The 24,760-nt window shown below is 75.3% G+C and carries 15 protein-coding genes and 3 pseudogenes; 6 read left to right on the top strand and 12 right to left on the bottom strand.

What is annotated here, in order from left to right; genetic code table 11:
* Positions 1–110 precede the first annotated feature (110 nt).
* Positions 111–2,288, top strand: a complete 2,178-nt coding sequence (locus ACQPYN_RS13310; protein WP_433037562.1) for a bifunctional lysylphosphatidylglycerol flippase/synthetase MprF — start codon at positions 111–113, stop codon at positions 2,286–2,288.
* 14 nt (positions 2,289–2,302) lie between these two features.
* A complete protein-coding gene (locus tag ACQPYN_RS13305; RefSeq protein ID WP_433037560.1) occupies positions 2,303–2,527 on the top strand; it encodes a DUF2630 family protein in 225 nt (74 codons plus the stop codon).
* An 80-nt stretch (positions 2,528–2,607) separates the two neighbouring features.
* On the opposite strand, the gene ACQPYN_RS13300 is transcribed toward ACQPYN_RS13305, so the two are convergent.
* The 4 genes and pseudogenes from ACQPYN_RS13300 to ACQPYN_RS13285 form a co-directional block, all read right to left on the bottom strand.
* Entirely contained in the window at positions 2,608–4,161 is a 1,554-nt protein-coding gene (locus ACQPYN_RS13300; protein ID WP_433037557.1) for an amidase, read from the bottom strand.
* 73 nt (positions 4,162–4,234) lie between these two features.
* Positions 4,235–4,918, bottom strand: a complete 684-nt coding sequence (locus ACQPYN_RS13295) for a TMEM175 family protein (RefSeq protein WP_433037555.1) — start codon at positions 4,916–4,918, stop codon at positions 4,235–4,237.
* Positions 4,915–5,454, bottom strand: a pseudogene (locus tag ACQPYN_RS13290) (histidine phosphatase family protein); the annotation flags it as partial. The gene ACQPYN_RS13295 and the pseudogene ACQPYN_RS13290, both read right to left, overlap by 4 nt.
* An 82-nt stretch (positions 5,455–5,536) precedes the next feature.
* Complete coding sequence (locus ACQPYN_RS13285; RefSeq protein WP_433037552.1) at positions 5,537–5,965, bottom strand: HIT family protein; 429 nt, start codon at positions 5,963–5,965, stop codon at positions 5,537–5,539.
* A gap of 130 nt (positions 5,966–6,095) precedes the next feature.
* Here ACQPYN_RS13285 and glgX point away from each other — a divergent pair, with 130 nt between their 5' ends.
* A complete protein-coding gene (gene glgX / locus ACQPYN_RS13280) occupies positions 6,096–8,309 on the top strand; it encodes a glycogen debranching protein GlgX (protein ID WP_433037550.1) in 2,214 nt (737 codons plus the stop codon).
* Positions 8,306–10,360, top strand: a pseudogene (gene treY, locus ACQPYN_RS13275) (malto-oligosyltrehalose synthase); the annotation flags it as partial. The gene glgX and the pseudogene treY, both read left to right, overlap by 4 nt.
* Positions 10,361–10,796: 436 nt before the next feature.
* Here treY and ACQPYN_RS13270 read toward each other — a convergent pair.
* The 6 genes from ACQPYN_RS13270 to ACQPYN_RS13245 form a co-directional block, all read right to left on the bottom strand.
* On the bottom strand, positions 10,797–11,561 hold the full coding sequence (locus ACQPYN_RS13270; RefSeq protein ID WP_433037547.1) for a ferric reductase-like transmembrane domain-containing protein: 765 nt from the start codon (positions 11,559–11,561) through the stop codon (positions 10,797–10,799).
* Positions 11,562–11,571: 10 nt separating this feature from the next.
* The gene (locus tag ACQPYN_RS13265; RefSeq protein ID WP_274191793.1) at positions 11,572–11,754 is read right to left on the bottom strand and encodes a hypothetical protein; all 183 of its coding nucleotides are present in this window, start codon (positions 11,752–11,754) and stop codon (positions 11,572–11,574) included.
* 67 nt (positions 11,755–11,821) lie between these two features.
* Positions 11,822–12,112, bottom strand: coding sequence for a hypothetical protein (locus ACQPYN_RS13260; RefSeq protein WP_433037544.1), 291 nt, complete (start codon positions 12,110–12,112; stop codon positions 11,822–11,824).
* Between the two features lie 93 nt (positions 12,113–12,205).
* Positions 12,206–14,989, bottom strand: coding sequence for an ATP-binding protein (locus ACQPYN_RS13255; RefSeq protein WP_433037541.1), 2,784 nt, complete (start codon positions 14,987–14,989; stop codon positions 12,206–12,208).
* Positions 14,990–15,106: 117 nt separating this feature from the next.
* Positions 15,107–16,147: an aldo/keto reductase gene (locus ACQPYN_RS13250; RefSeq protein ID WP_433037539.1), complete on the bottom strand. Its 1,041-nt coding sequence runs from the start codon at positions 16,145–16,147 to the stop codon at positions 15,107–15,109.
* 108 nt (positions 16,148–16,255) lie between these two features.
* Positions 16,256–16,999: a hypothetical protein gene (locus ACQPYN_RS13245; protein ID WP_433037536.1), complete on the bottom strand. Its 744-nt coding sequence runs from the start codon at positions 16,997–16,999 to the stop codon at positions 16,256–16,258.
* A 167-nt stretch (positions 17,000–17,166) separates the two neighbouring features.
* Here ACQPYN_RS13245 and ACQPYN_RS13240 point away from each other — a divergent pair, with 167 nt between their 5' ends.
* Both ACQPYN_RS13240 and ACQPYN_RS13235 read left to right on the top strand, forming a co-directional pair.
* Positions 17,167–19,263, top strand: coding sequence for a sensor histidine kinase (locus tag ACQPYN_RS13240; protein WP_433037533.1), 2,097 nt, complete (start codon positions 17,167–17,169; stop codon positions 19,261–19,263).
* Positions 19,260–19,904, top strand: coding sequence for a response regulator (locus tag ACQPYN_RS13235; protein ID WP_433037531.1), 645 nt, complete (start codon positions 19,260–19,262; stop codon positions 19,902–19,904). The genes ACQPYN_RS13240 and ACQPYN_RS13235 overlap by 4 nt, the downstream gene beginning before the upstream one ends.
* Positions 19,905–19,928: 24 nt before the next feature.
* Here ACQPYN_RS13235 and ACQPYN_RS13230 read toward each other — a convergent pair whose 3' ends face one another.
* Both ACQPYN_RS13230 and ACQPYN_RS13225 read right to left on the bottom strand, forming a co-directional pair.
* On the bottom strand, positions 19,929–21,437 hold the full coding sequence (locus ACQPYN_RS13230; RefSeq protein WP_433037528.1) for a SpoIIE family protein phosphatase: 1,509 nt from the start codon (positions 21,435–21,437) through the stop codon (positions 19,929–19,931).
* A 518-nt stretch (positions 21,438–21,955) separates the two neighbouring features.
* A pseudogene (locus ACQPYN_RS13225) lies at positions 21,956–24,499 on the bottom strand (ATP-binding protein); the annotation flags it as partial.
* Positions 24,500–24,760: the final 261 nt, after the last annotated feature.

Below are 24,760 nucleotides of genomic sequence, written 5' to 3'. Positions count from 1 at the left end.
AGAGGATTGTCAGACGGCGGTCCGCATCGGACACTGCGAGGAGTACTCACCCCTTCAGCCCAACGAGCGACGACCATGTTGCTCAATGTGACCGTCCCGAGGAGACCCACATGACGGTGACGGCCCCGCCGGAGGCGGAGACCGAGACCGGCCCGTCGCGCGCCGACCGTGCGCGTGCCGGTGCCACCGAGCTCGCCCGCCGGACGCGGCACCGCCCGGTGACGGCGACGACCGTGCTGCTGCTCGCCGTCGCGGGCATCGCCACGGGGGCGTTCTGGAGCCCGCTGGCCGGCCGGACGTGGGCCGACGCCGTCGCCACCGGCCTCCCGCCCCTGGAGGCCGGTCACTTCTGGACGATCCTCACCGCGCCCCTGGTCGCGCTGCACCCTGTGAGCGCGCTCGTGCTCCTGGTGGTCGCCGCGGTGGCGCTCTTCTGGGCGGAGGGCCGCCTCGGGTCCGGGCGCACGGCCGCGGTGCTCGTCACCGGCGAGATCGGTGCGGTGCTGGTGACCCTCGCGCTGGTCGCCGTCCTCGCCACCACGGGATGGCTCTGGGCGGTCGACCTCTCGACGTCGCTCACCGCGGGCCTGTCCGCCGGCCTCGTCGCCGTGGTGGCCGTCGCGTCGGCCACCGTCCCCGCGCCCTGGCGGCTGCGGCTGCGGCTCGCGCTCGCCCTGCTGGTGTTCGTCGGCCTGCTGTTCCTGGGCCACCTCGCCGACGTCGAGCACTTCCTCGCCCTCGCCGTGGGCCTGCCCCTGGGCTCCCGCCTCGCCGGGTCGGCGTCGGCCGACTCGTCCGCCTCCGTCGGGGGGCACGGACGCCGGGAGTGGCGGCAGGTCGCCGCGGTCGGCCTCCTCGCGATCGCCGCGATCCGCGTGGTGACGCTCGTGGTGCCCGTCGTCGGCCCGCTCGGGGACACGGCGTCGGACTCCACGGTCATCGAGACCGTCGTGTCGGTGGTGATCTCGCTGCTGCTCGCCGAGGGTCTGCGCCGCGGGCGCCGGATCGCCTGGATCGCCGGCCTGGTCCTCGGGGCCTTCTACACGCTGGTCGGGCTCTTCGTGATCGGCGCCGTCGTGTTCGCGCAGGTCACCGACCAGATGGATCAGCTCGAGCTCGTCGGCCTCGCGGTCTTCGTGCCCAACGCGGTGCTGTGGGCCGCACTGCTCGTGTGGCTCGTCGTCGGCCGCGCGGCCTTCGCCGTCCCCTCGCGACGCCGTCTGCGGCGCCGGTCGGGCGGCAGCGCGTCGGGCCCGGAGGTGGCCCGCGAGGCGCTGCAGCGTCTCGGCGGCTCGAACCTGTCGTGGATGACGACCTGGCCGGAGAACCGGTACCTCGCCCACGAGGACCTCCCCGAGGGCGGGGTCACCGCCTACCGGGTGCACGCCGGCGTCGCGGTGGCCCTCGGCGACCCGATCGTCGCGCCCGCCGAGCGCGCCACCGCACTCGAGGAGTTCCGCGCCACGGCCGAGCGCTCGGGCTGGGTGCCCTGCCTGTTCTCGACCACCGAGGCCCTCGCCGAGCACGCCCGGGCCACCGGCTGGCGCGCGCTGCAGGTCGCCGAGGACACCCTCGTCGACCTCGAAGGGCTCGAGTTCAAGGGCAAGGCCTGGCAGAACGTGCGCAGCTCGTTCAACCGGGCCGGCAAGGCGGGGATCGAGCACCGCATGGTCACGCTCTCCACGGAGCCGCGCGCGATCGTGGCGCAGGTCCGGGCGATCTCCGAGGAGTGGGTCGGCGACAAGGGGCTGCCCGAGATGGGCTTCACCCTCGGCGGGGTCGAGGAGGCCCTCGATCCGGAGGTGCGCACCGGGCTCGCCGTCGACGCCGAGGGCACCGTCCACGGGGTCACCTCGTGGCTGCCGGTGTACGGCCCCGACGGCGCCGTCGTCGGCTGGACCCTCGACGTGATGCGGCGACGCCAGGACGGGTTCCGCGCGGTCGTCGAGTACCTCATCGCCCAGGCGTGCCTGACCTTCCAGGCCGAGGGCGCGCGCTTCATCTCCCTGTCCGGCGCCCCGCTGGCCCGCGCCGGCGACGAGGAGGACGGCGCCGGGGACGGCGAGCTCGTCCTCGACCGCGTGCTCGACCGCATGGGCGAGCTGCTCGAGCCCTACTACGGCTTCCGCTCGCTGCACGCGTTCAAGGCGAAGTTCCAGCCGCGCTACGAGCCGATGTTCCTCGTCTACCGCGACGAGGCGGACCTCCCGCGCGTCGGCCTGGGCATCGGGCGCGCCTACCTCCCGCACGCGCGGGTGCGGGATCTCGTCGCCCTCGTGCGCAGCTGACTAGGCTCGCCGGCATGGCCGACGACACCCTGGACACGATCCACGCGCTCGTGGACGAGGAGCACCGCCTGCGGGCGCACGGCGAGGCGATCACCGCCGACGACCGGGCGCGCCTGGCCCAGATCGAGGAGCAGCTCGACCAGCTGTGGGACGCGCTGCGCCGCCGCCGCGCGGGCAGCGAGTACGGGGGCGACGCGGGCTCGGCGACCGGGAAGCAGGTGCACGACTACCTGCAGTAGGGCTGGCGCGGTCCCCGTCCGGGCGAAGGGCACCCCTGGCCGCTCTATCCGGCCGAAGGTGCCCTTCGCGCGGACCCCGGTCAGCCCGCGGGCACCGCCGATGCGGCCACCGGCGGCGACGGGAACCCGCCGACCGCCTGCTCGAAGGCGTGGGCGACGCGCAGGCAGGTGGCGTCGTCGAACTGGCGTCCGATGATCATCAGCCCGACCGGCAGACCGTCGGCCGGGGCCGCGGGCACCGACGTCGCCGGGTGGCCGGTGACGTCGGTCGGGGCCGTGTTGACGATCATCTCCAGGGCCCGGGCGACGCCCTCGGCCACCGGGGCGTCGTCGGCGACGATGGGCGTGGCGAGGATCGGCACCGTGGGCATCACCAGCACGTCGTACTGCGCGAGCGCCGCGTCGTAGCCCGCGCGGGCGGCGGGCAGGAGGTTGCGCGCCATCGCGTAGTGCCGGCCGTGCTCGGTGGCCAGGGCGTGCCGGCCGGCCATGGTCACCATCTTCACGGTGTCGGAGAACAGGTGCCCGCCCGCGGCGCGCGCCCGGCCGTAGTGCGCGATGAGGTCCGGGTCGTAGAGGCCCTCCCAGTTCATGCCCCAGCCGTTGCCCTCGATCATCTGGGCGACGACGCCGTCCGTGGCGACGACGGTCCAGAGGTCGAACGCGTGCCGGTGCCACGGCACCGACACCTCCTCGGCGGTGAGGCCGGCCCGCGTCAGGGTCTCCACCGCGTCCCGCACGCTGGCGTCGACCGCGGGCACCGACAGACCCGCGTGCCCGAAGCCCTCGCTGACGACCCCGACCCGCAGGCCCTCGGCGCCCCGCTGGATCTCGCGCAGGTAGTCCACCGGCGCGATCGTGTCGGGCTGGCGCGGGTCGAGCCCGTCCCGTCCCGCCATGATCCCGAGGGCGAGCGCCGCGTCCGCGACGGTGCGCGTCATCGGGCCGAGGTGATCGATCGTCGCCTCGATGGGGAAGGCGCCCGTGTAGGGCACGAGCCCGTGGGTGGGCTTGTGGCCGACGATCCCGCTCATGGCGGCGGGCATGCGGACCGAACCGCCCTGGTCTCCCCCGGTGGCGAGGTCGACCTCGCCGGCGGCGAGCAGCGCCGCGCTCCCGCTCGAGGAGCCGCCGGTGATGCGGCTCGGGTCCCAGGGGTTGCGCACCGGGCCGGTGTGCGAGGTGTGGCTGGCGCCGGAGAAGCAGAGGTCCTCGCAGACCGACTTGCCCGTCACCGTCACGCCCGCGTCGAGCAGGCGCGTCACGACCGTGGCGTCCCGGGACGGGACGAAGCCGTCGATCAGGCGCGAGCCGTTGGCCATCGGCACGCCGGCGACGGCGGTGTTGTCCTTGACCGCGAGCGTGCGACCGGCCAGCGGGCCGTCCGGGGCGCCCTCGATGTGGCAGCGGGCGTACCAGGCGCCCCACCGGTTCTCGCCCTCGGCGGGCCACGACCACTCCCGCTGCGGCGTGGCCGGGGCCTGCGCGGCCCAGAGCTCCTCGACGCGGTCGTAGGCGCCGAACGACCCTTCGACCAGCGGCGCGAAGGCCGCGAGCCCGGCCTCGTCGAGACCGAGGCCGTCGCGCGCGGCGAGCGCAGCCAGCTGTTCCGGGGTGGGGGGCGTGACGGGCACGGCGTCTCCTCGGGGGATCCGGGACGGGACCTGGTCGGGAGCCCCACCGTAGGGACGGGGACCGACCGGCGGGTCACGAGCGGGTGACGGTGCTCCGCGACGCCCGCCGGCGCTGGATCGCCCGCTGCAGGACGCCCTCGACGGGTCCGGTGGCGAAGAGCAGCAGCAGCGGCCAGTACCCCCACTGCGGCGCCACGAGCGTCACCACGAGGACCACGAACAGCAGGCCGGCCGTGGTCCCCGACGCGGCGTACCGCGCCCGGGCCTGCTCCTCGGGGGCCCGTGTGCGCCCGATGAGCACCGTCATGACCGTCAGCAGCGCGCTGCTGACGAACAGCATGAGCACGTAGAAGCGCAGCGTGAACGGGTCGGCGGGGAAGGTCCCCACCATCTCCGTGGGGAAGGGCAGCACGACGATGGTGAACAGCCAGGCCGTGTTGACCCACACGATCGCCGGGCCGACCCGCCGCGCCCCGTCGAACACCCGATGGTGCGCGGCCCAGAACCGCGCGATCACGACGAAGCTCAGGGCGAAGCTGCCGATCAGCGAGAGGTTGTCGGTGAGGATGCCCAGCCCGGAGCCGGTGGGCTCCTCGACCTCGGGCACGAGCTCGGCGAGCGGCAGCACCAGCAGCGTCAGCGCGATCGCGACGACGCCGTCGCTGAACGCCAGCAGCCGCTCGGGGCTGAGCCGGTCCGGGTCGACGTCCCGGTCGACGTCGGGGTCGACGTCGGGGGCCGGCTCGGCGTCGGTCACCGCAGGTCCTCGACGTGCTGGGTCTCGTTGACCGAGCTGACGCGGCGGGCCCCCGAGCGCGAGACCAGCACCCGGGACACCGAGGTGTGGTGCAGCGGGAACGTCAGCGGGCGCTCCAGGCCGAGGATCATCGCGAGGTAGGTGTTGATCACGCCCGCGTGGCAGACGACGACGGCGCTGGCCCGCGGGTCCTGGCGGGCGGCGATCGCGTCGAGGGCCGCGACCACGCGCGACGTGAAGGCGGGCCCGTCGACGAACGACGGGTAGACGCCGGACCGGATGGCCTTCCAGTCCTCGTCGTCGGGGTCGCGCTCGTGCACCGGGCGGTAGGTCGGCCGGCCGCGGTCGAACTCGCAGAGGTCCTCGACGGCCGCCGGCTCCGGGACCCCGAGCAGGCGCACCGCCGGGTCCGCGGTCTCGCGCGACCGGCGCATCGTCGAGGTCACGATCTCGGTGACCTCGTCGCGCTCGGGCGTCGCGGCGAGCCACGCGGCGAACCGCTCGGCCTGCCGTCGGCCCTGGGCCGAGAGCCCGGGGTCGGCGCCGACCCCTCGTCCGGCCCGCCGGGCTCGACGGTCGCCGCGAGCGGCTCGCCGTGGCGGACCAGCACCAGCTGCGTCACGCCTCGGGCACGGCGGATCCGTGGCCTGCGGCGCGGAGCCCGGCGCGGATCGACTCCGCGGCCCGGTCCATCCCGCCCTGGTCGGGGTCGCTCTCGGCCTGGCTGAAGTCGAACGCCTCGAGGCCCCAGGCGGGGTGCACGTGGACGTGCAGGTGCGGGACCTCGAAGCCCGCCACCATGAGCGCCACGCGCGGCGGCGACCAGGTGTCCCGGATCACGGAGCCGATGGCGCGCGCGACCGTCATGACGTGCTCGAGCAGGCCGTCCGGGGCGTCGAGCCACTGGTCGACCTCCTCCCGCGGCACCACCAGCACGTGTCCGGGCCCCAGGGGGTTGATCGAGAGGAAGGCGACCACCCGGTCGTCCGACCAGACGAAACGCCCCGGCAGCTCGCCGTTGATGATCTTCGTGAAGACGGTGGCCACGCCCGGGATCGTATCGGCGCGTCCACGCGGCCGGTCGGCGCCGTCGGGGGTGCCCCGTATTCTCGGCCTGCGCATCGGGCACCCCGTCCAGCGTCTCCCCTCTCACCCCGTTCTCCCGGAGGAAGCCCTGATGCAGCCCTGGCCCGGCACGTCCTACCCCCTGGGCGCGACCTACGACGGGGCCGGCACCAATTTCGCGCTCTTCAGCGAGGTCGCCGAGCACGTCACGCTGTGTCTGTTCGACGAGACCGGCGAGGAGATCCGGGTCGCCCTGCCGGAGCGGGACGGGTTCGTCTGGCACGGCTACCTGCCGGGCATCGTCCCGGGGCAGCGCTACGGCTACCGCGTCGAGGGCCCGTACGACCCGGAGCAGGGGCAGCGCTGCAACAGCCACAAGCTGCTCATCGACCCGTACGCCAAGGCCCTCGACGGCACACTCGGCACCACGTACGCGTGGGACGAGGCGCTCTTCTCGTACCACTTCGACGACCCCGACGAGGTCAACCACGACGACTCGGCGCACCACGTGCCCAAGTCCGTGGTGATCAACCCGTTCTTCGACTGGCACGACGACCGCCCCCCGCACACGCCGTACCACGACACCGTGATCTACGAGGCCCACGTCAAGGGGCTCACGCACCTGCACCCGGACGTCCCCGAGGAGATGCGGGGCACGTACTCCGGCGTGGCCCACCCGGCGACGATCGCCCACCTCCAGCGCCTCGGCATCACGGCGATCGAGCTCATGCCGGTGCACCAGTTCATCCACGACGACGCGTTGATCCAGCGCGGGCTGCGCAACTACTGGGGCTACAACACCGTCGCCTTCCTGGCCCCGCACTACGGCTACGCGACGCCGACGGCCACCGGGCGCCCGGCGCCGGGCGCGCACGTCCAGGAGTTCAAGGCGATGGTGCGTGACCTGCACGCCGCGGGCATCGAGGTGATCCTCGACGTCGTCTACAACCACACCGCCGAGGGCAACCACCAGGGCCCCACGCTGTCGATGCGCGGCATCGACAACCAGGCCTACTACCGCCTCGTCGAGGACGACGAGCGGTACTACATGGACTACACGGGCACGGGCAACTCGCTCAACGTCCGGCACCCGCACACGCTGCAGCTGATCATGGACTCGCTGCGCTACTGGGTCACCGAGATGCACGTCGACGGCTTCCGCTTCGACCTCGCGTCCACCCTCGCCCGCGAGTTCTACGACGTCGACCGGCTCTCGACGTTCTTCGACCTCGTCCAGCAGGACCCGGTGATCTCGCAGGTCAAGCTCATCGCCGAGCCCTGGGACGTCGGCCCCGGCGGCTACCAGGTGGGCAACTTCCCGCCCGGCTGGACCGAGTGGAACGGCAAGTACCGCGACACCGTCCGCGACTTCTGGCGCGGGACCCCGGGCACCATGGGCGAGTTCGCGGCCCGGCTCACCGGTTCGTCGGACCTCTACCAGGACGACGGTCGCCGTCCGTACGCGTCGATCAACTTCGTCACCGCGCACGACGGCTTCACCCTCAACGACCTCGTCTCGTACAACGAGAAGCACAACGAGGCCAACGGCGAGGGCGGCCAGGACGGCGCCGACGACAACAACTCCTGGAACCACGGCGTCGAGGGCCCCACCGACGACGAGGCGATCCGCGAGCTCCGGCAGCGCCAGCGCCGCAACTTCCTGGCCACGCTGTTCCTGTCCCAGGGCGTGCCGATGGTGCTGCACGGCGACGAGATCGGGCGCACCCAGTACGGCAACAACAACGGGTACTGCCAGGACTCCGAGATCTCCTGGATGGAGTGGTCGCCGGAGAAGTCCGACTCGGAGCTGATGGACTTCACTGGCCGGGTCTCCGAGCTGCGCGCCTCCCACCCGGTGTTCCGTCGCCGTCGCTTCTTCAACGGGCGCACCATCCGTCCGGTCGCCGGGGACACCGAGGCCCAGCGCGACATCGCCTGGTACACCTCGTCGGGCGAGGAGATGACCGACCAGGACTGGGAGTCGAGCGAGGCGGCCGTGCTCACGGTGTTCCTCAACGGCGACGGCATCCTCGAGAGCGACGCCCGCGGCCAGCGCGTCGTCGACGACTCGTTCATGCTGATCTTCAACGCCCACTACGAGGACGTCGACGTCACGCTGCCCGGCGAGGGCTTCCCGCACCGCTGGGCCGTCGTGCTCGACACCACGAGCGGCGAGGTCGTCGTCGGCACCGCCCGCACGATCCAGACCCGGGCGACCCCGAGCCTGCCCGAGGACCTCCCCGAGCACATCGGGGGCGACGTCCTGACGGTCACGGCGCGTTCGATGCTGCTGATGCAGCGCACCGATCTGACGGAGCAGGCGTGAGCATCCCGTCGTCCACCTACCGGCTGCAGCTCTCCCCCGCGCAGGACTTCGCGGCCGCCCGGGGGCTCGTCGACTACCTCGAGTCCCTCGGCGTCGGGGCCCTGTACTGCTCGCCGATCCTGCAGGCCGCGCCGGGGTCGACGCACGGCTACGACGTCGTCGACCCGACGCGGGCCAACGACCAGCTGGGCGGCGAGTCCGGGCGACGCGACCTCGTCGCCACCCTGCGGGCCGCGGGGCTCGGCGTGCTCGTCGACCTCGTGCCCAACCACATGGGCGTCGCGGTCCCCAAGGCCAACCCGTCGTGGTGGTCGCTGCTGCGCGACGGGCCCGACTCGGAGTACGCGTTCTGGTACGACGCCGACCTCTCGCAGCCGCTCCTGATCCCCGTGCTCGGGTCGCCCGACGACGTCTCGGCGCTGGAGCTCGTCGACGGCGAGCTGCGGTACTACGAGCACCGCTACCCGGTGGCGCCCGGCACCGGGGACGGCTCTCCGCAGGAGGTGCACGAGCGCCAGCACTACCGGCTCGTGCACTGGCGGCGCGGCAACGCCGAGCTGACCTACCGGCGCTTCTTCGACGTCTCCGACCTCGCCGCGGTCCGCGTCGACGACCCGGCGGTCTTCGACGCCACCCATGCCGAGGTCCTGCGCTGGCGTGCCGCCGGCCAGCTCGACGGCCTGCGCATCGACCACCCCGACGGCCTGTCCGCGCCCGGCGCGTACCTGCGGCGCCTCCGCGCAGCCCTGGGCGAGGAAGCCTGGTTGCTCGTCGAGAAGATCCTCGGTCCGGACGAGACGCTGCCCCTGTCCTGGCCCGCCGACGGCACCACGGGCTACGAGGCGCTGCGCGAGATCGGCGGCCTGTTCGTCGACCCGCGCGGCGAGGCGCTCGTCGACGCCGTCACCGCCGAGCACACGGGCGTCCGCGAGGGCCTCTCCCCCACCGAGCACGCGGCGCGGCGCCTGGTCACCGACGAGATCCTCGTCGCCGAGGTCCGGCGCATCGCGGCCCTGGTGCCCGGCGACGACGACCCCGAGAAGGTGCGCGACGCCGTCGCGGAGCTCCTGTGCTCGTTCCCGGTCTACCGCTCCTACCTGCCCGAGGGCCGGTCGTCGCTGGACCGCGCGGCCGACACCGCGGCCACGGCGCGCCCGGAGCTCGCCGGGATCGTCCGCACGATCCACGCCGGCATGCTGGCCGAGCCCGACGGCGCGCTGACGCGTCGCATCGAGCAGACCAGCGGGATGGTCACCGCCAAGGGCGTCGAGGACACCACGTTCTACCGCTGGAACCGGTTCGTCGCGCTCAACGAGGTCGGCGGGGCCCCCGACCGCTTCGGCGTCGCGGCCGGCGAGTTCCACGCCCGCGCCGCGGCCCGGGACGCCGCGACCCCGGCGACCATGACCACGCTCTCGACGCACGACACCAAGCGCTCCGAGGACGTCCGTGCGCGGCTCGCCGTGCTCAGCGAGCTCACCGCCGAGTGGGGCGCCTTCCTGCGCACGGCCTCGGCGCGCCATCCCCTCCCCTCGCCGTCGCTGGAGCTGCTGGCCTGGCAGTCGGTGCTCGGGGCGTGGCCGATCACCGAGGAACGCCTGGCGGGCTACCTGACGAAGGCCTCGAAGGAGGCGAAGCTCGTCACCTCGCACGTCGACGCGGTGCCCGAGGTGGACGAGGCGATCGCGGCGTGGCCCGGGCAGGTGCTCGGCGACCCCGAGACCGTCGCGGAGATCGAGGCGTTCGTCGCCGCGATCGGCGGGCACGGGCGGTCGAACGCGCTGGGCCAGAAGCTCCTGCAGCTCGCCGGGCCCGGAGTCCCCGACGTCTACCAGGGCACCGAGCTCTTCGAGTACTCGCTCGTCGACCCCGACAACCGGCGTCCCGTCGACTTCGACCTGCGCCGCCGGCTGCTCGAGCGCCTCGACGGCGGCTGGATGCCGTCGCTCGACGCCGACGACCCGGACGAGCTCGCGGCGGTGAAGCTCGCGGTCACCTCCGCGGCGCTGCGCCTGCGGCGCTTCCGCCCCGAGCTGTTCACCGGCTACGCGCCGCTGCCCGCCTCCGGGCCGGCCGCGTCGCACGCCGTCGCGTTCGCCCGCGGGGTCCGGCCGGTCGCGAGCGGCTCGTGGCCGTCGCGACCCGTCTCCCGGTCGGCCTGCAGGCGTCCGGGGGGTGGCGCGACACCGTCCTGCCGCTGCCCGCCGCCGCGGACGACTGGACCGACGTCGTCACCGGCCGGCCGGTCGACGGCTCCGCGCCCGCCCTGGGTTCGCTCCTGGACCGCTTCCCGGTCGCGCTGCTGGTCCGCCCGGCCTGACCCGCGTCCACGAGGTCAGGGTGGGGAGCAGAGGCGGGCGAAGCCATCCCGACCGGACAGAGGCTCTCCAGTTCGATCTCTCGGGAGTGTCGTCAGTGCGACCGGCGGGGCCGGCGTCACGGACAGCTCTGGTGGCACTCCCGAGAGATCGATATGGAGAGCTCCTCTCAGCGGTGACGCGGCCTCGGAGGCAGGGCGACGGTCGGGGCCTCCGGACCGCCGAGCGTCTCGGTCCGCGCCTCGTCCTCGGCGGGCGACCCCGGGGCCGGTGAGGGCGCCGCCCGGGGGACCACGCGCATCTCCCGCACCACGGGCTGGGCGCCGGTGGCGTGGTCGGCCGCGCGCCGGGCCTCGGCGGGGTCGGTGCGGCCGCGGTCGGCCAGCGGGACGTCGGCGGCGGCCCGGCGTCGCGAGGCCCGCCGGTAGAGCAGGCCCGCGACGACCAGCGCGCTCGCCAGGAGCGGGACCACGAGGGTCCACCAGGTGCCGCCCCGGAACGACGCGTTGACCACCGCGTGCGCGACGGCCACCGGGAAGCAGACGTACGAGGTCCAGTGCACGACGAGCCACGCGCGCTTGGACAGGTAGCGGCGCAGCGAGCTCGAGATCACGACGGCGAGCAGCAGGTCGAGCGCGACGGCCCCGAGGCCCACCGGCCACGGGTTGAACGACGCCGTGCCCGGGACGACGACGTGGAACCAGCGCAGCGGCAGGTACGGCGTCACGAGCACGGCGACGACGTGCAGCGCGACGAACACCACGGTGATCAGCGCGAGGTTCCGGTGTAGCGCCACGAGCACGAAGCGCGGCATGGCCTTCGCGGCGGCCCTGCTCATCGACGTGTTGTGCAGCGCGCCGAGCGCGAGCACCACGCCCATGAGCAGCAGGGACACGAGCCCGAGGGCGCGCGAGACGTTCCAGAGCTCGATCACGGGTGAGCGCTCAGCGGTACTCGGCCGTCGTGACCCGCGGGACGTCGGCGGCGGTGGAGGACGCCGAGATCCCCGCGTGCAGGCCGACCACCAGCATGGCGGCGGCGACCGTGATCCAGGCCGTCAGCTCGACGATCGTGCGCTTGTTCTGCTCGTGCTGCGCGAGCTTCGCGCTCCGGCCACCCGACGCCACCTGCCACCTCCCGCCTCGACTCCCACCAGGATGACCGATTGCGGAGTGTGGTCGGGGAGGAGGCCGGTCAGCCGACGGGTGTCGGGACCCAGCTCCGGAGCACCTCGAGACCCAGGACCTCGGGCCGTCCGGCCGGCTCCGGCCCGAGCAGGCGCGCGAACGCGGGCCCGAGCCGTTCGGACAGGAAGCGCTCGGCGTCCTCCCGCGAGGTCCACAGCGTGACGACCCGCAGGTCCCCGTTCTCGGTGCGTCCGCACCACCGACCCTCCATCCCGTCGGGCGTGCCGGCGTCGGCGGTGACCGCGTCGAACTGCTCGACGCTCCGCAGCGGTGGGGTCGCGATCAGCATCCAGGACATGGGGTCCTCCTCGTCTCCGGCGGCCGGGGTCGGCCGCGCGGACGACGTTAGGGACGCCGGGCACACCGGACATCCGGTGAACCACGGAGCCCGCTACGGAGTCCGGTCACGCACCACGCGGGCGGCCACACCGCTGCGGGAGGCGACACCGAGCTTGGCGAGGACGTGCTGCACGTGGCTCTCGACCGTCCGCTCGGAGACGACGAGACGGCTCGCGATCTGGCGGTTCGTCAGGCCCTCGGCGACCAGGGCGGCCACCTCCGCCTCCCGCGGGCTCAGGTCGTGGTGCCGCGCCGGCCGGAGCCGGTCCGCCAGTGCCGTCGTGCGGTCGACCCAGGCCGCCATGCCGAGGGCGCGGGCGAGCCGGTCGGCCTCCCGCGCGGTGACGGCGGCGCGGTCGTGGTCGCCCGGCGCGCCGCGCCCGTGCAGCGCGAGCGCGAGGTGGTACTGCGCCTCGGCGACGAACCCCGCCGCCCCGGCGCGGTCGGCCGTCGCCACCGCGGCGTCGAGGTCCTCGACCGCGTCGTCGAACCGCCCGAGGTCCAGGGCACCACGGCCGAGGGTCAGCTCGACGGGACCGAGGAAGAACACCCCGGTGCCCGCGGCGAAACCGCCTCGCCACCGCTCGAGGCCCTCGAGCAGGACGGCCAGATCGTCGTCCAGGCCGAGCTCCCCGCAGAGCGCCGCCGCCGAGGCCTGCATCGACACCACGAAGAACACGGGCAGCGACCAGGTCGCGAGCGCCCCCGCCCGCCGGTAGGAGGCCGCCGCCTCGTCCCGCCGACCGGCGGCCAGCAGGAGGGTCGCCCGCGCGATCCGCATCTGGGTCCGGAAGCGCGGCGGCGGGTCGAAGTCCTGGTCCAGGAAGCGTTGGGCCTCCGGACGCACGCCCACGTGGCGGGCCAGGGCGACCTGGAGCCCGAAGAACGCGCCGCTCGCCGGGGCCGGCTCCACCGGCCGCATCCGCGCGAACCCCTGGGCGGCGGCGGCCGCGGCGTCCTCGAAGCGACCCTGCGCCTGCGCGACACACGCGGCGACCCGGTGGAGGTGCCAGGCCGGGACGGGCCCGCCGACCCGGTCGACCACGCCCCCCAGGACCGGGAGCTCGTCGGCGGCCTCGCGCAGCCGTCCGCTCTCGACGAGCGTGTCGATCCTCCACAGCTCGCCCCACATGGCGGTGCGGGCACTCCCGGTGCGTCGGCCCAGCGCGATCATCTCGGTGGCGAGCTCCGCGCGCTCGGCACGGCCGGCCGGTCCCGGGCAGGCCTCGTGGCGGGCACGGAGCGCCGCCGCCAGCGCGCCGTCGTCCCCGGTGGCCCGGGCCAGCGTGAGCGAGGCGGTACTCAGGGCACCGACGCGGTCCTGGTCGCCGTCGTAGAACGCGAGCTGGCTGCGTCGCGCGAGGAGGCGGGCGCGGAGCGGGCCCCCGGGGCTGTCGGCCAGCGCCTCCTCCGTGAGCTGCTCGGCGACGGCGTCGACCGACGGGTCCGGGACCGCGTCGAGGACGAGCGCGGCCTCGGCCAGCAGGTCCGGCCGCCCGGCGGCCCGGGCTGCGCTCGCGGCGGCCTCGACGGCGGCGACCGCGGTGCCCAGGTCGCCGGCGGCCTGGGCCGCCCGCCCGAGCGCGGCCCGGAGCTCGCTCCGCACGACCTCCGACGGGCCCGGTGCGATCGCGAGCGCGGCCTCGTAGAGCCGGGCGCCCTCCTCCGGAGCGAGGCGCGCGACGGCGTCCTCGGCCGCCCGGACCGTCCACGTGCGGGCGCGGTCGGACTCGCCGTGGGGCGCCAGCTCGCGCCAGTGCCGGGCGATGTCGGCGAGGTGCTCGGCGAGATCCCCGGCGTGCCGGGCCTCGATGGCCTCGGCGACCGCACGGTGCCGGGTCAGCCGCTCGCCGGTGGTCAGCGAGGCCTCGACGGCGTCGCGGGTCAGGGCGTGGACGAAGCGGTACTCGCCGGTCCCGACCTCGTCGACCAGCCCGTGCGCCCGCACCTCGTCGAGCCACGGGAGGCACGCCGCCACCGGCTCGTCGAGCGCGGCGGCGACGAGCGGGAGCGTGAAGTCCCGCCCGGCGACCGCTGCGGTCTGCACGAGGCGGCGGCCGTCGGGCCCGAGGCGGTCGAGGCGGGCGGCGACGACGTCGAGCACGGTGCGCGGGGGCCGGTCGGATCGCCACGAGCCGTCGGCGATCGCCCGCGCGATCTCGCGGACGAACAGCGGGTTCCCGCCCGTGACGTCGAGGACGGTCCGCGCGGTGGCGTCGTCGGTCGCGTCGTCGGTGCCGGCGCCGAGCTGGGTGCGGACCTCGTCGAGGTCGAAGCCGCGCAGGTCGAGCCGCTCGGCGCCAGGGGCGCCGGCGAGGTCCGGCAGCATCCGCGGGAGCAGGCTGCCCGGCTCGGCATCCCGGTAGGCGGCGACCAACAGCACGCGGGCCCCGGTGACCGCTGTCGCGGCGTGGCGCAGGACGTCCAGGGAGGCCTCGTCGCTGCGGTGGATGTCGTCGACGACGACCACGAGCCCGTCGGGCTCCCCCGCCGCGTGCAGGGCGGCGACGACGTCCTCGACGACCCGGAAGCGGTCCTCGGGCGACGGCGCATCGCCCGCCAGCACGTCGACGTCCGCACCGATGCTGCGCAGCACCTGGCGCCACGGCCAGAACGCGGGCGCCCCCGTCGCCTCCGCGCAGCGCGCCCAGGCGACGGCCGTGCCGCGCGCGAGGGCCCGGCCCGCGAGCTCCTGGGCCAGCCGGGTCTTGCCGATCCCGGGCTCGCCCGCGCAGAGCACGAGACGCCCCGAGCCGGCGCGCGCCGCGTCGAGCCAGCCCTCCAGGAGCTCCAGCTCACGGGCCCGACCGACCAGCGCACCGCTCGCGGCGCCCATCGTCAGCTGCCGGGCACCGACGACGGCGTGACCTGGTGCGACATCGACGATGCTCCCCCCGGTGGGTCCTCCGCCCCAGTGTCGCGCCGGGGCGGAGGTGGCACCAGGAGGCCGACCTCAGCCCAGCAGCGAGGCGTCGGCCGGCGAGAGCCGGTCGGTGATCGTGTTCTTCTGGTGCCAGTAGGGGTAGAGCAGCGGCGTCGCGCTGACCTCGTCGAGGCGGGCGACCTCGTCGTCGGTCAGGGCGAGTTCGGCCGCGGCGAGGTTGTCGGCGAGCTGCTCCTCGGTGCGGGCACCGACGACCAGCGAGGTGACGCCCGGCTTGCGCAGCAGCCAGGCGTTGGCCACCTGCGCGACCGAGACGCCGTGGGCGTCGCCGACCTCGGCGGCCGCCTCGATGATGTCGTAGAGGCGCTCGCGGTCGTGCACCGGCGGCTCGGACCACTCGCCGAGGTGGCGCGAGGTCTCGGGGTCGTCCTGGCCGCGGCGGAACTTGCCCGAGAGCAGGCCGCCGGCGATCGGGCTCCACACGAGGATGCCGAGACCCTGGTCGATCGAGACGGGGACCAGCTCGTTCTCGGCTTCGCGGGCCTGCAGCGTGTAGTGGATCTGCTGGGAGACGAAGCGCTGGAACTCGTGGCGCTCCGAGACCCCGAGCGCCTTCATGATGTGCCAGGCCGAGTAGTTCGAGCAGCCGATGTAGCGGATCTTGCCCTTGCTCACGAGGGTGTCCAGCGCCTCGAGGGTCTCCTCGAGCGGGGTCACGCCGTCCCAGCCGTGCAGCTGGAAGAGGTCGATGTGCTGCACGTCGAGGCGGCGCAGGCTGTCCTCGACGCTCTTGACGATGTGCTGGCGCGACGCGCCGGCGTCGTTGGGCCCGTCACCCATCGGGAAGCGGCACTTGGTCGCCAGGAACAGGTCGTCGCGGTGGTTCTTGGTGGCCTGGCCGACGATCTCCTCGGACACGCCCGCCGAGTACATGTCGGCGGTGTCGACGAGGTTGACGCCGTGGTCGACGCACAGGTCGATCTGGCGGGTGGCGCCCTCGACGTCGGTGGCGCCGAGCTTGGAGAACCCGCCCTTGCCGCCGAAGGTCATCGTGCCCATGGTCATCGTCGAGACCTTCAGTCCCGACCGTCCGAGCGTGCGGTACTCCATGGCCACCGGATTCCCCCGCCGGCGCCGACGGGAACGTGACACGCGCGAAGGTGCCCCTCGCCCGCTCGACGCGGGCGAAGGGCACCTTCGGCCGGAACGGGGAGACGCTCAGCCGCGGGTCGTCAGGTCGGGGCGCACGGCCAGCAGCACCCCGAGCACGCCGTAGCCGACGATGAAGTGCCCGCCGGCGACGACCGAGCCGACCGTCGGGCCGAGCAGCGCCATCGCGGGCAGCGCCACGAAGACCCAGGTCTCGGCGACGACGGGCCAGGCCCGCAGCGCGCCGCGCCAGCGGCCGGCCACGGCGACCTTCACGCCCAGGACCGCCATGCCGAGCATCGACAGCGGCCAGAACGGGTCGAGCACGGTCGCCGCGGTGCTCCACTCGCCGCCCATCGCGGGCAGGGTCAGCAGCGACTGGACCGTGGCCACGCCGAGGACCACCGACTCCACGACGATCATGGAGCGGGCGAGACGCGTCGTGCCGGTGGCCCGCGTGCGCCACATCGCGGCGAGCAGGCAGAACACGCCGAGCTGGAAGAACACCCCGCTCAGGTCGATCATGAAGCGGCCGATGCCCGTCTCCTGACCGCCGAAGATCATGAACGGGATCGCGTAGGCGGTGGCCCCGACGGCCAGGCCGACGCCCAGGGCCCGAATCGCGCCGGTGCCCGCGCGGGCCTCCGGGCTCCCAGGACCCGGACGGGGCTCGGTCGGGGCAACAACGGGAGCAGCGTGAGCGGCGAGGGCGGCGTCGGTCCGGACGCGGGCGGGGGTGGTGCGGACGGTCGTCATGGCGGGCTCCCGGGAGAAGCGGTCGGTCGGGGCGGCGGGGCGGTCGGCCGGGGTCATGGGGAGAACCCTGGGCGGCGGCCGTCCCGGTCCGGCAGGGCCGCGCGCCCCGCTCCGGTCCCGTCGATGTCCCGGCCGGTCGGGACACCACTCGGGACCCACTCGGGACACCACTCGGGACCGCGACCCGGGGACAACCGGCCCTCCCACCTGGGACGATCACCGGTGTGCGAGCGACGGCCGAGGACACCGCGCACCCCGTCGCGGACCCCGCCCCGCCGGCGCCCCGGACGACGAACCGGCGCCGCGACGTCGCCCTCGGGCTGGCCGCGCTCGTCGGTCTCGCAGCGGCCGTGGTGGTCCTCGCCCTGCAGGTGCGCCATCGCGACGTCGTCCTGACCTTCGCCGAGGGCGGCGGCGCCAGCGACATCGTTCCCGGCCTCGTGCTGCTGTTCTCGGGGCTGCTCGTGCTGCGCGGCGCGGACCGCCGAGGGCGGCCGGTGGGGTGGGTCCTCTCGCTCGCGGGCGCGGGCTGGCTGGCGACGGCGCTCGCCGCCGGCTGGCTCACCGAGGCCTCCTCGCTGAGCCCGTCCCTGCCCGGCGCGTCCCTCGCCTACGCGATCGGCGCGCGCTACGGGGCCTTCCTGCTGCTCGCCCTGCCGCTCGTCCTGCTCCTGTTCCCGGACGGCCGGCTGCCGCGCGGCCGGGTCGGGCGTCCGGTGGCGCTGGCCAGCCTGGCGGGCACCGCGCTGCTCCCCGTCACGCTGCTGGTCGTCCCCTCCTCGGTGCCCCGGGAACGCGCCGGCGGCGTGCTCTCCCCGCAGGAGGCCACCCTCGACCTCGACCCGCACTCGATCCCGCTGCCGATCTGGCCCGCGGTCCTGGACGTCGCCTTCTTCCTGCTGCCCCTGAGCATGGTGGTGCCGTTCGTCGTGGTCGCCGTCCGGTACCGCCGGGCCACCGGGCGGCGGCGGCTGCAGCTGCGGTGGCTGGTGTGGGCCGGGCTGGTCGACGTCCTCGCGATCGGGGTGGGCCTGCTGTTCGGCGAGCCCGTCCCGACGCTCGCCCTGATCGCGGCGATCACGGTGACGTGCGGGGCCGTCGTCGTCGCCGTGGTGCGCGAGCGCCTCTACGACATCGACCGGCTGCTGCCGACGACGGTCGTCGCCGTCGCCCTGGGCCTCCTGGTGCTCGCCGTGGACGCCCTGGTGCTGCTCGTCGCCGGGGCCGCGTTCGGCGGGCGGGACTCGGCGCTGCTCGCGGTGGCCGTCGTCGCCGTGCTCTACACCCCGCTGCGCTCCCGGCTCTGGCGCGCCGCCCGGCGGCTCACGCGCGGGTCCCGGGACGACCCCTACGCCGCCGTCTCGACCCTCGCCGGGTCGCTCGAGACGGCCGTGGCGCCCGGCGAGCAGCTCGGGGCGCTCGCGCGCTCGGTGGCCGAGGCGTTCAAGCTGCCCTACGTCCGCGTCGAGATCGACCGCGCCGACGGCGCCCGGGCGGTCGTCGAGCACGGGCACACCGACCGGCTCACCGCCGACCGCACCGTCGAGCTCCCCATCCGCTACCGCGACGAGACGATCGGGCGCGTGGCGGTGGCCGAGGGCCGGCGGCTCTCGGAGTCCGACCAGCGCCTGCTCGGCGACCTGCTGCGCCAGGCCGCGGCCGCCGCGCGTGCCGGAGCCCTGTCCGCGTCCCTGCAACAGGCCCGCGCCGACCTCGTCACCGCCCGCGAGGAGGAGCGCCGCCGCCTGCGCCGCGACCTGCACGACAGCCTCGGCCCCGGCCTCGGCGCCGTGACCCTGCGCATCGAGACCGCCCGCGGCCTCGCTCCCCGCGACCCGGAGCGCGCCGACGCCGTGCTCGAGCAGGCCGTCGGCGACATCGGCACGCTGCTCACCGACGTCCGGCGCCTCGTGCACGATCTGCGCCCGCCGGCGCTCGACGAGCTCGGCCTGCTCGGGGCGCTGCGCACCCAGGCACGCCGGCTCTCGGGCGACCGTCTGGAGATCGACGTCGACGGCGATCCCGGGGCGCTGTCCGCGGCGGTCGAGGTCGCCGCGTTCCGGATCGCCTCCGAGGCCCTGACCAACGTCGTGCGGCACGCGGCGGCGACCCGCGCCGCCGTGGTGCTCGACCGCCGCCCCGACCGGCTCGTCGTCACCGTCACCGACGACGGGCGCGGGATGGCCACCGACGTCGTGGCGGGCGTCGGGACCCTGTCGCTGCGCGAACGGGCCGCCGAGCTCGGCGGACGCACCACCGTGTCCTGCCCGCCCGACGGCGGCACCGTCGTCACCGCCGAGCTGCCCCTGGAGGTCACGTGATCCGCGTGGTGCTGGCCGACGACCACCCCGTCTACCTCGACGGCCTCGCCGGGTTGCTCGCGACGGTGGACGGGCTCGAGGTGGTGGGCACCGCGACCGACGGCGCCGCCGCGGTGGAGACCGTGGCCTCTCTGCGGCCCGACGTCGTGGTCATGGACGTCCGCATGCCGGTCCTCGACGGGATCGCCGCGACCCGGCGGATCGTCGACGCCGACCCGGGCGTCGGCATCGTCGTCCTGACCATGAGCGAGGAGGACGAGACCCTCTTCGCCGCCCTGCGCGCCGGGGCCCGGGGCTACCTGCTCAAGGGCGCCACGAAGGCCGAGATCGTGCGGGCGGTGACCGCCGTGGCCGAGGGCGATGCGATCTTCGGCCCGGCGCTGGCCCGCCGCGTCGGCGAGTTCCTCGCCCCGCGGGCCGCCTCGGTCGACGTCTTCCCCGAGCTCACCGCCCGCGAGCGCGAGGTGCTCGACCTCATCGCCGCCGGCCGCGCCAACCCGCAGATCGCGTCGGCGCTCTTCCTGTCCCCCAAGACCGTCCGCAACGTGGTCTCGGCGATCTTCACGAAGCTCCACGTCGCCGACCGCGCCGAGGCCATCGTCCGGGCCCGCGAGGCGGGGCTGGGACGCCGTGGCCCGTGAGGGGGACCGGACGCGGCCCCGCCGTCAGGCCTCGGTCGGGAGCGCCATCGCGAGGACGCGGGCCGGCGCGCTATCCGGGGCGGTGAGCACGGCGGTCTCCGCCCCGGCGCGCCGCGCCGCCTGCAGCACCTCCAGGACGAGGCCGACGCCGGCGCTCGCGAGGTAGCCGACGGCGCGCAGGTCGACCTCCAGGCGCCCGCGGCCCTCGACGGGCCCGAGCATCGCGTCGCGACAGGCGGCCGCGGCGGCGAGGTCCATGTCGCCGGTCAGCACGAGGCGGCGTACCGCCCCGTCGTCCTCGACGGTGACGGCCGCGGGGGTGCCCGGCGGCGGGGCGACGACGTCGTCGGCGTCGTCGGTCGCCCCGTCCGGCGCGCGGACCTCGGGCGGCTCCTCCGGGCCCGCGCCGACCATGCGGAAGGTGACCTCGGTGCCGCCGCCGGCCCGCGGCGTCACCTGTGCGTCCTCGGTGAGCTCCCGGACGATCTTCAACCCGCGCCCGCGGTAGCCGGGGTCGAGCGGCGCGGGGCGCCAGGTGCCCCGGTCGCGGACGACGGCGTCGACGGCGCCGTCGGCGCGGCGGGCCAGCCGGACGTCGACCTGGCCGGACCCGTCGCCGTCGCGGTACGCGTGCTCCACGGCGTTCGTCGCGGCCTCGCCCAGCGCGAGCTGGAGGTCCTCGAAGGTGATCTCGGGCAGCCCCGCCGCCCGCGACCACCGGGTGACCCGGCGCCGCAGGAGCGCCAGCGAATCGGGTCGCGCCGGGAGGTCCAGCTCCAGGGGCGGCGGCGCCAGCCGGGCGACGACGAGGGCGACGTCGTCCGAGCGGGAGTCGAGGTCGCGCAGCAGCGCGCTCGCCATCGGGCCCGGGCCGGCCGCCCGGTGCTGCTCGGCGGCCGCGGCGAGCCGTGCGAACCCCTCGTCGAGGGCCTCACCGCGCCGCTCGACCAGGCCGTCGGTGTAGAGCACGAGGACCGCGCCCGGGTCGAGGGTCGTCACGGCCTCGCCGTGGTCGCGGTGCCCCGGGGGCAGGCCGAGCAACGGCCCGTGGCCCGCGGGGTCGTCGAGGTAGCGCACCGCGGCACCGTCGGCGCCGACGAGCAGCGCGGGCAGGTGACCGGCACGGGCCCAGCGCAGCTCGCCGGTGCTCGTGTCGAGGGTCAGGCACATCGCCGTCGAGGCCCGCGAGCCCGGGATGCGCGAGGTCAGCCCGTCGAGCAGGCCCAGGGACCGCGCGGGGCCGTGCCCGGCGAGCAGGTAGCCCGACAGCGCGGTGCGGAGCTGTCCCATGACCGCCGCGGCGCCGGTGCCCTGGCCGACGACGTCGCCGACGGCGATCGCGACGCGGTGCTCGTCGAGCTCGACGACGTCGTACCAGTCACCGCCGGCCTGCGTGCCCGTCGCGCCGGGCAGGTAGCGCGCGGCGAGGCCGAGCCGGTCGAGCTCGGGAAGGCCCTGGGGCAGCAGGCTGCGCTGGAGGGTGTCGGCGATCTGGTGCTCGGCGCGGTACAGGCGGGCCCGGTCCAGCGCCATCGCGCAGGGCTCGGCCAGCGCCTCGAGGGTGATCCGCTCGGTGCGCAGGACGCGCGCGCGGTCGGGCAGGCCGACGCCGATCGCGCCGACCGTGGTGCCCGCCGCCACGAGGGGCAGGGCCACCGCCCCGCGCACCCCTCGCGGCGCAGGAGGGCGTGGAGGGCGGGGTCATCGTGGTCGGGCGAGGGATGGCCGGGGCCGCCGACCAGCCACAGCGCCTCCCCGCGGCGCACCGCGGTGCCGACCATCGTCGCCTGCTCCTGGCCCGCGGTGACCACGGCCGGGTCGACGTTGCGGGCCGCGAGCGGCGTCAGCGTGCGCGCGTCGGGCTCGTACTCGAAGACCGCGACGCGGGCCGAGGCCCCGAACAGCGCGCGGAGGTGCTCGACGGTCACGTCGGCCACCTCGATCGGGGTCGCCGCGGCCGAGAGCTCGCTGGTGGCCCGCTGCAGCAGCGACAGGCGCTCGGCGACCGCGCGCTCCTCGGCGAGCAGCAGGGCGTTGTCCAGCGCGAGGGCGGCGCGCCCGGCGATCTCCTCGACGAGGTCGCGGTCCTCGTCGGTCCAGTCCGGGCCCTCCGGCGAGCGCTCGAGGGACAGGATCGCCACGGCCCGGTCTCGGACCGTCAGCGGGAGGTGCAGCGCGCCGGCCGCCGCGACCGCCGCGCGGCGCGCCAGCGCGTCGCGCTCCCCGTCGCCCACCGAGTCGGCCGACAGCGGCTCGGCCACGCGGGAGCCGGAGGGTGCCTCGGTGCGCACGGCGACGCGGGCGGCGCCGGGCTGGCCCTCGTCGTCCACGGGACGGGCCGAGGCGCGCGCGGCGAGCCGGACCTCGACGAGCAGGCGCACGAGGAGCTCGAGCCGGTCGACGACCTCGGTCTCCCCGTCGAGCTCCGCGCCGATCCGGGCGAGCAGACGCTGGCGGTCGGCCTCGAGCGCCCGGACGTTGACGTCGATGCAGCTGCCGACCCACCCCGACGGCCCGTCCTCGCCGGGCAGGGCGACGGCCTGCTCCACCACACGGTGGTAGACGCCGTCGGCGCGCCGCAGCCGGTACTCGACCTCCCAGCCGAGGCCCGCCGCCGTGGCCTCCGCGGTGACCGCGCGGTACTGCTCCCGGTCGTCGGGGTGCAGGCCGTCGCGCCAGCCCTCGCCGAGGTCCTGGGCCGGGTCGCGGCCGGTGAAGCGGCGCCAGCCCGCGTTGTGGAAGGTGCGCCCGCCGTCGGGGTCGGCCACCCAGATCATCGCCGGCGCGAGGTCGGCCATCGCGGTGAACCGGACCTCCGCCCGGCGCCGCGCGCGGCCGAGCTGCAGGTGCGCGTCCACGCGGGCGAGGAGCTCGGGGGCGGTGAAGGGCTTGACCAGGTAGTCGTCGGCCTGGGCCGCCAGCCCCTGGACGGCCTCCTCCTCCCCCGCGCGGGCCGAGAGCAGCAGGACCGGCACCCGCGCGGTCCGCTCGTCGGCGCGCAGGCCCGCGAGCAGGGCGAGGCCGTCGCGGCGCGGCATCATCACGTCGGAGACGACGAGGTCCGGCGGGTCGGCGAGTGCCGCCTGCAGCGCCTCCTCGCCGTCCGCGGTCAGGCGCACGTCGTGGCGCGGGGCGAGCAGGCGGCGCAGGTAGGCCCGCATGTCGGCGTTGTCGTCGGCCACGAGGACGCGGCCCCGGGTGCTCTCGGTCGCGGGCGCGGGGAGGCCCGCGGGCAGCTCGGGGGTCGGCGGCTCGGCGTCGGTCGACCCCGCGCCGTCGGGCAGCCAGCGCAGCGCCTCGGCGACGAAGGACTCGGCGTCCGGCGAGGGCTCCAGGGGCTCGGTGGTGGTGAGCTCGGTGGATTCGGCCCCCGCCGTCGGCGTCACGATCTCCATCCGGTGCGCCCGCCCGAACGGGATCGTCACCGTCATCGTGGTGCCCACGCCGGGCTCGCTGGTCGCGCGGACCTCGCCGTCGTGCAGCCCGACGAGCTCGCGCACCAGCGCCAGGCCGATGCCGCTGCCCTCGCCGGAGCGCGCCCCGGGGCTCTCGACACGGTGGAAGCGCTCGAACAGGCGCGGCAGCTCGTCGGCGGGCACCCCGACACCGGTGTCCTCGACGTGCAGGACCGCGGCGTCGGCGGTGGCGTCCACGCGCACCGAGACCCGTCCGGAGGCGGTGAACTTCAGGGCGTTGGAGAGCAGGTTGAGCACGACCTTCTCCCACGCGTCCCGGTCGAGCAGGACCGGTCGGCCCACCGGCGGGCAGTCGACGACGTAGTCGAGGCCCGCACGCGCCATCGCGGACGCGAACACCGCCGCGAGCTCGGCGGTGGCCGAGCCGAGGTCGACGGGGACGGGGTGGGTCTGGCGGCGGCCCGCCTCGAGCCGCGAGAAGTCGAGCAGGCTGTTGACCATCCGCCCGAGGCGCTGCCCGTTGCGGTGCACCACCTCGAGCTCGGCGCGCCAGCGCTCGGGGTCCACCTCGGGGGCGGCGCGCAGCTCGGCGACCGGGCCCATGATCAGGGTCAGCGGGGTGCGGAACTCGTGGCTGACGTTGGAGAAGAAGTCGGTCTTCGCGCGGTCGAGCTCGGCGAGCGCCTCGGCGCGGCGCCGTTCGGCCTCGTAGCCGCCCGCGTGGGCGAGGCCCGCCGTGATCTGGCCACCGAGCAGCTGCAGGAAGCTCGAGGTGCGCTCGTCGAACTCGCGGTGGGGGTTGACGCCCGCGACGAGGACCCCGGCGATCCCGTCGCCCTCGGCGCCCGACGCCGCCGCGAGCGGGACGAGCACCGCCTGCGTGGCCGGCCGGTCCCACGCCCCGTGGGGCAGGTCGCCGTCGATCCGCGCACCCAGGCCCTCGACGAGCACCGTCTCGCCCGCCCGCACCCGGTCCAGCGGCCAGGGACCGGCGCCGGGCTCGATCACCTCGGGCGCGATCGCGGAGCCGCGGGCCGCGCCCGCGCTCGCCGCCAGCCGCGCGGGCCCGGCGTCGTCGTCGAACAGGTAGACGAGGCCGAACGGCAGGTCGCGGTCGGCGTCGACCAGCGTGCGCTCGACCGCGCGGAGCACCTCGTCCTCGGAGCGGGCGCTGCCCATCGCGGTGGCGAGATCCCGCATGGTCGCCATCTGCCGGTCGCCGATGACACGGTCGGTGTTCTCGGTGACCACGCAGAGCATTCCGCGGATGGCGCCGTCGGTGTCGGCGAGCGGGCTGTACGAGAAGGTGTGGTAGGTCTCCTCGGGATAACCACTGCGTTCGAGGAAGAGGAGCAGGTCCTCGTCCCAGGTCGCGACGCCCGTCTCCAGCACCGACGCGATGCGCGGCCCGATGTCCGGCCAGATCTCCGACCACATGAC

Origin of the sequence: Actinomycetospora sp. CA-053990 (assembly GCF_050948445.1) — a bacterium.
In the GTDB taxonomy this organism is placed as follows: Bacteria; Actinomycetota; Actinomycetes; order Mycobacteriales; family Pseudonocardiaceae; genus Actinomycetospora; species Actinomycetospora callitridis.
The sequence above is the reverse complement of the archived record's forward strand: the minus strand, read 5'-3'. Positions and strand labels throughout refer to the sequence as shown.

Excerpts from the sequence above, each read along its gene's own strand:
- ACQPYN_RS13310 (WP_433037562.1), top strand. The coding sequence starts at position 111 with ATGACGGTGACGGCCCCGCCGGAGGCGGAGACCGAGACCGGCCCGTCG.
- ACQPYN_RS13305 (WP_433037560.1), top strand. The coding sequence starts at position 2,303 with ATGGCCGACGACACCCTGGACACGATCCACGCGCTCGTGGACGAGGAG.
- glgX (WP_433037550.1), top strand. The coding sequence starts at position 6,096 with ATGCAGCCCTGGCCCGGCACGTCCTACCCCCTGGGCGCGACCTACGAC.
- ACQPYN_RS13260 (WP_433037544.1), bottom strand. The coding sequence starts at position 12,112 with ATGTCCTGGATGCTGATCGCGACCCCACCGCTGCGGAGCGTCGAGCAG.
- ACQPYN_RS13255 (WP_433037541.1), bottom strand. The coding sequence starts at position 14,989 with ATGGGCGCCGCGAGCGGTGCGCTGGTCGGTCGGGCCCGTGAGCTGGAG.
- ACQPYN_RS13250 (WP_433037539.1), bottom strand. The coding sequence starts at position 16,147 with ATGGAGTACCGCACGCTCGGACGGTCGGGACTGAAGGTCTCGACGATG.
- ACQPYN_RS13245 (WP_433037536.1), bottom strand. The coding sequence starts at position 16,999 with ATGACCCCGGCCGACCGCCCCGCCGCCCCGACCGACCGCTTCTCCCGG.
- ACQPYN_RS13230 (WP_433037528.1), bottom strand. The coding sequence starts at position 21,437 with ATGGCGCTGGACCGGGCCCGCCTGTACCGCGCCGAGCACCAGATCGCC.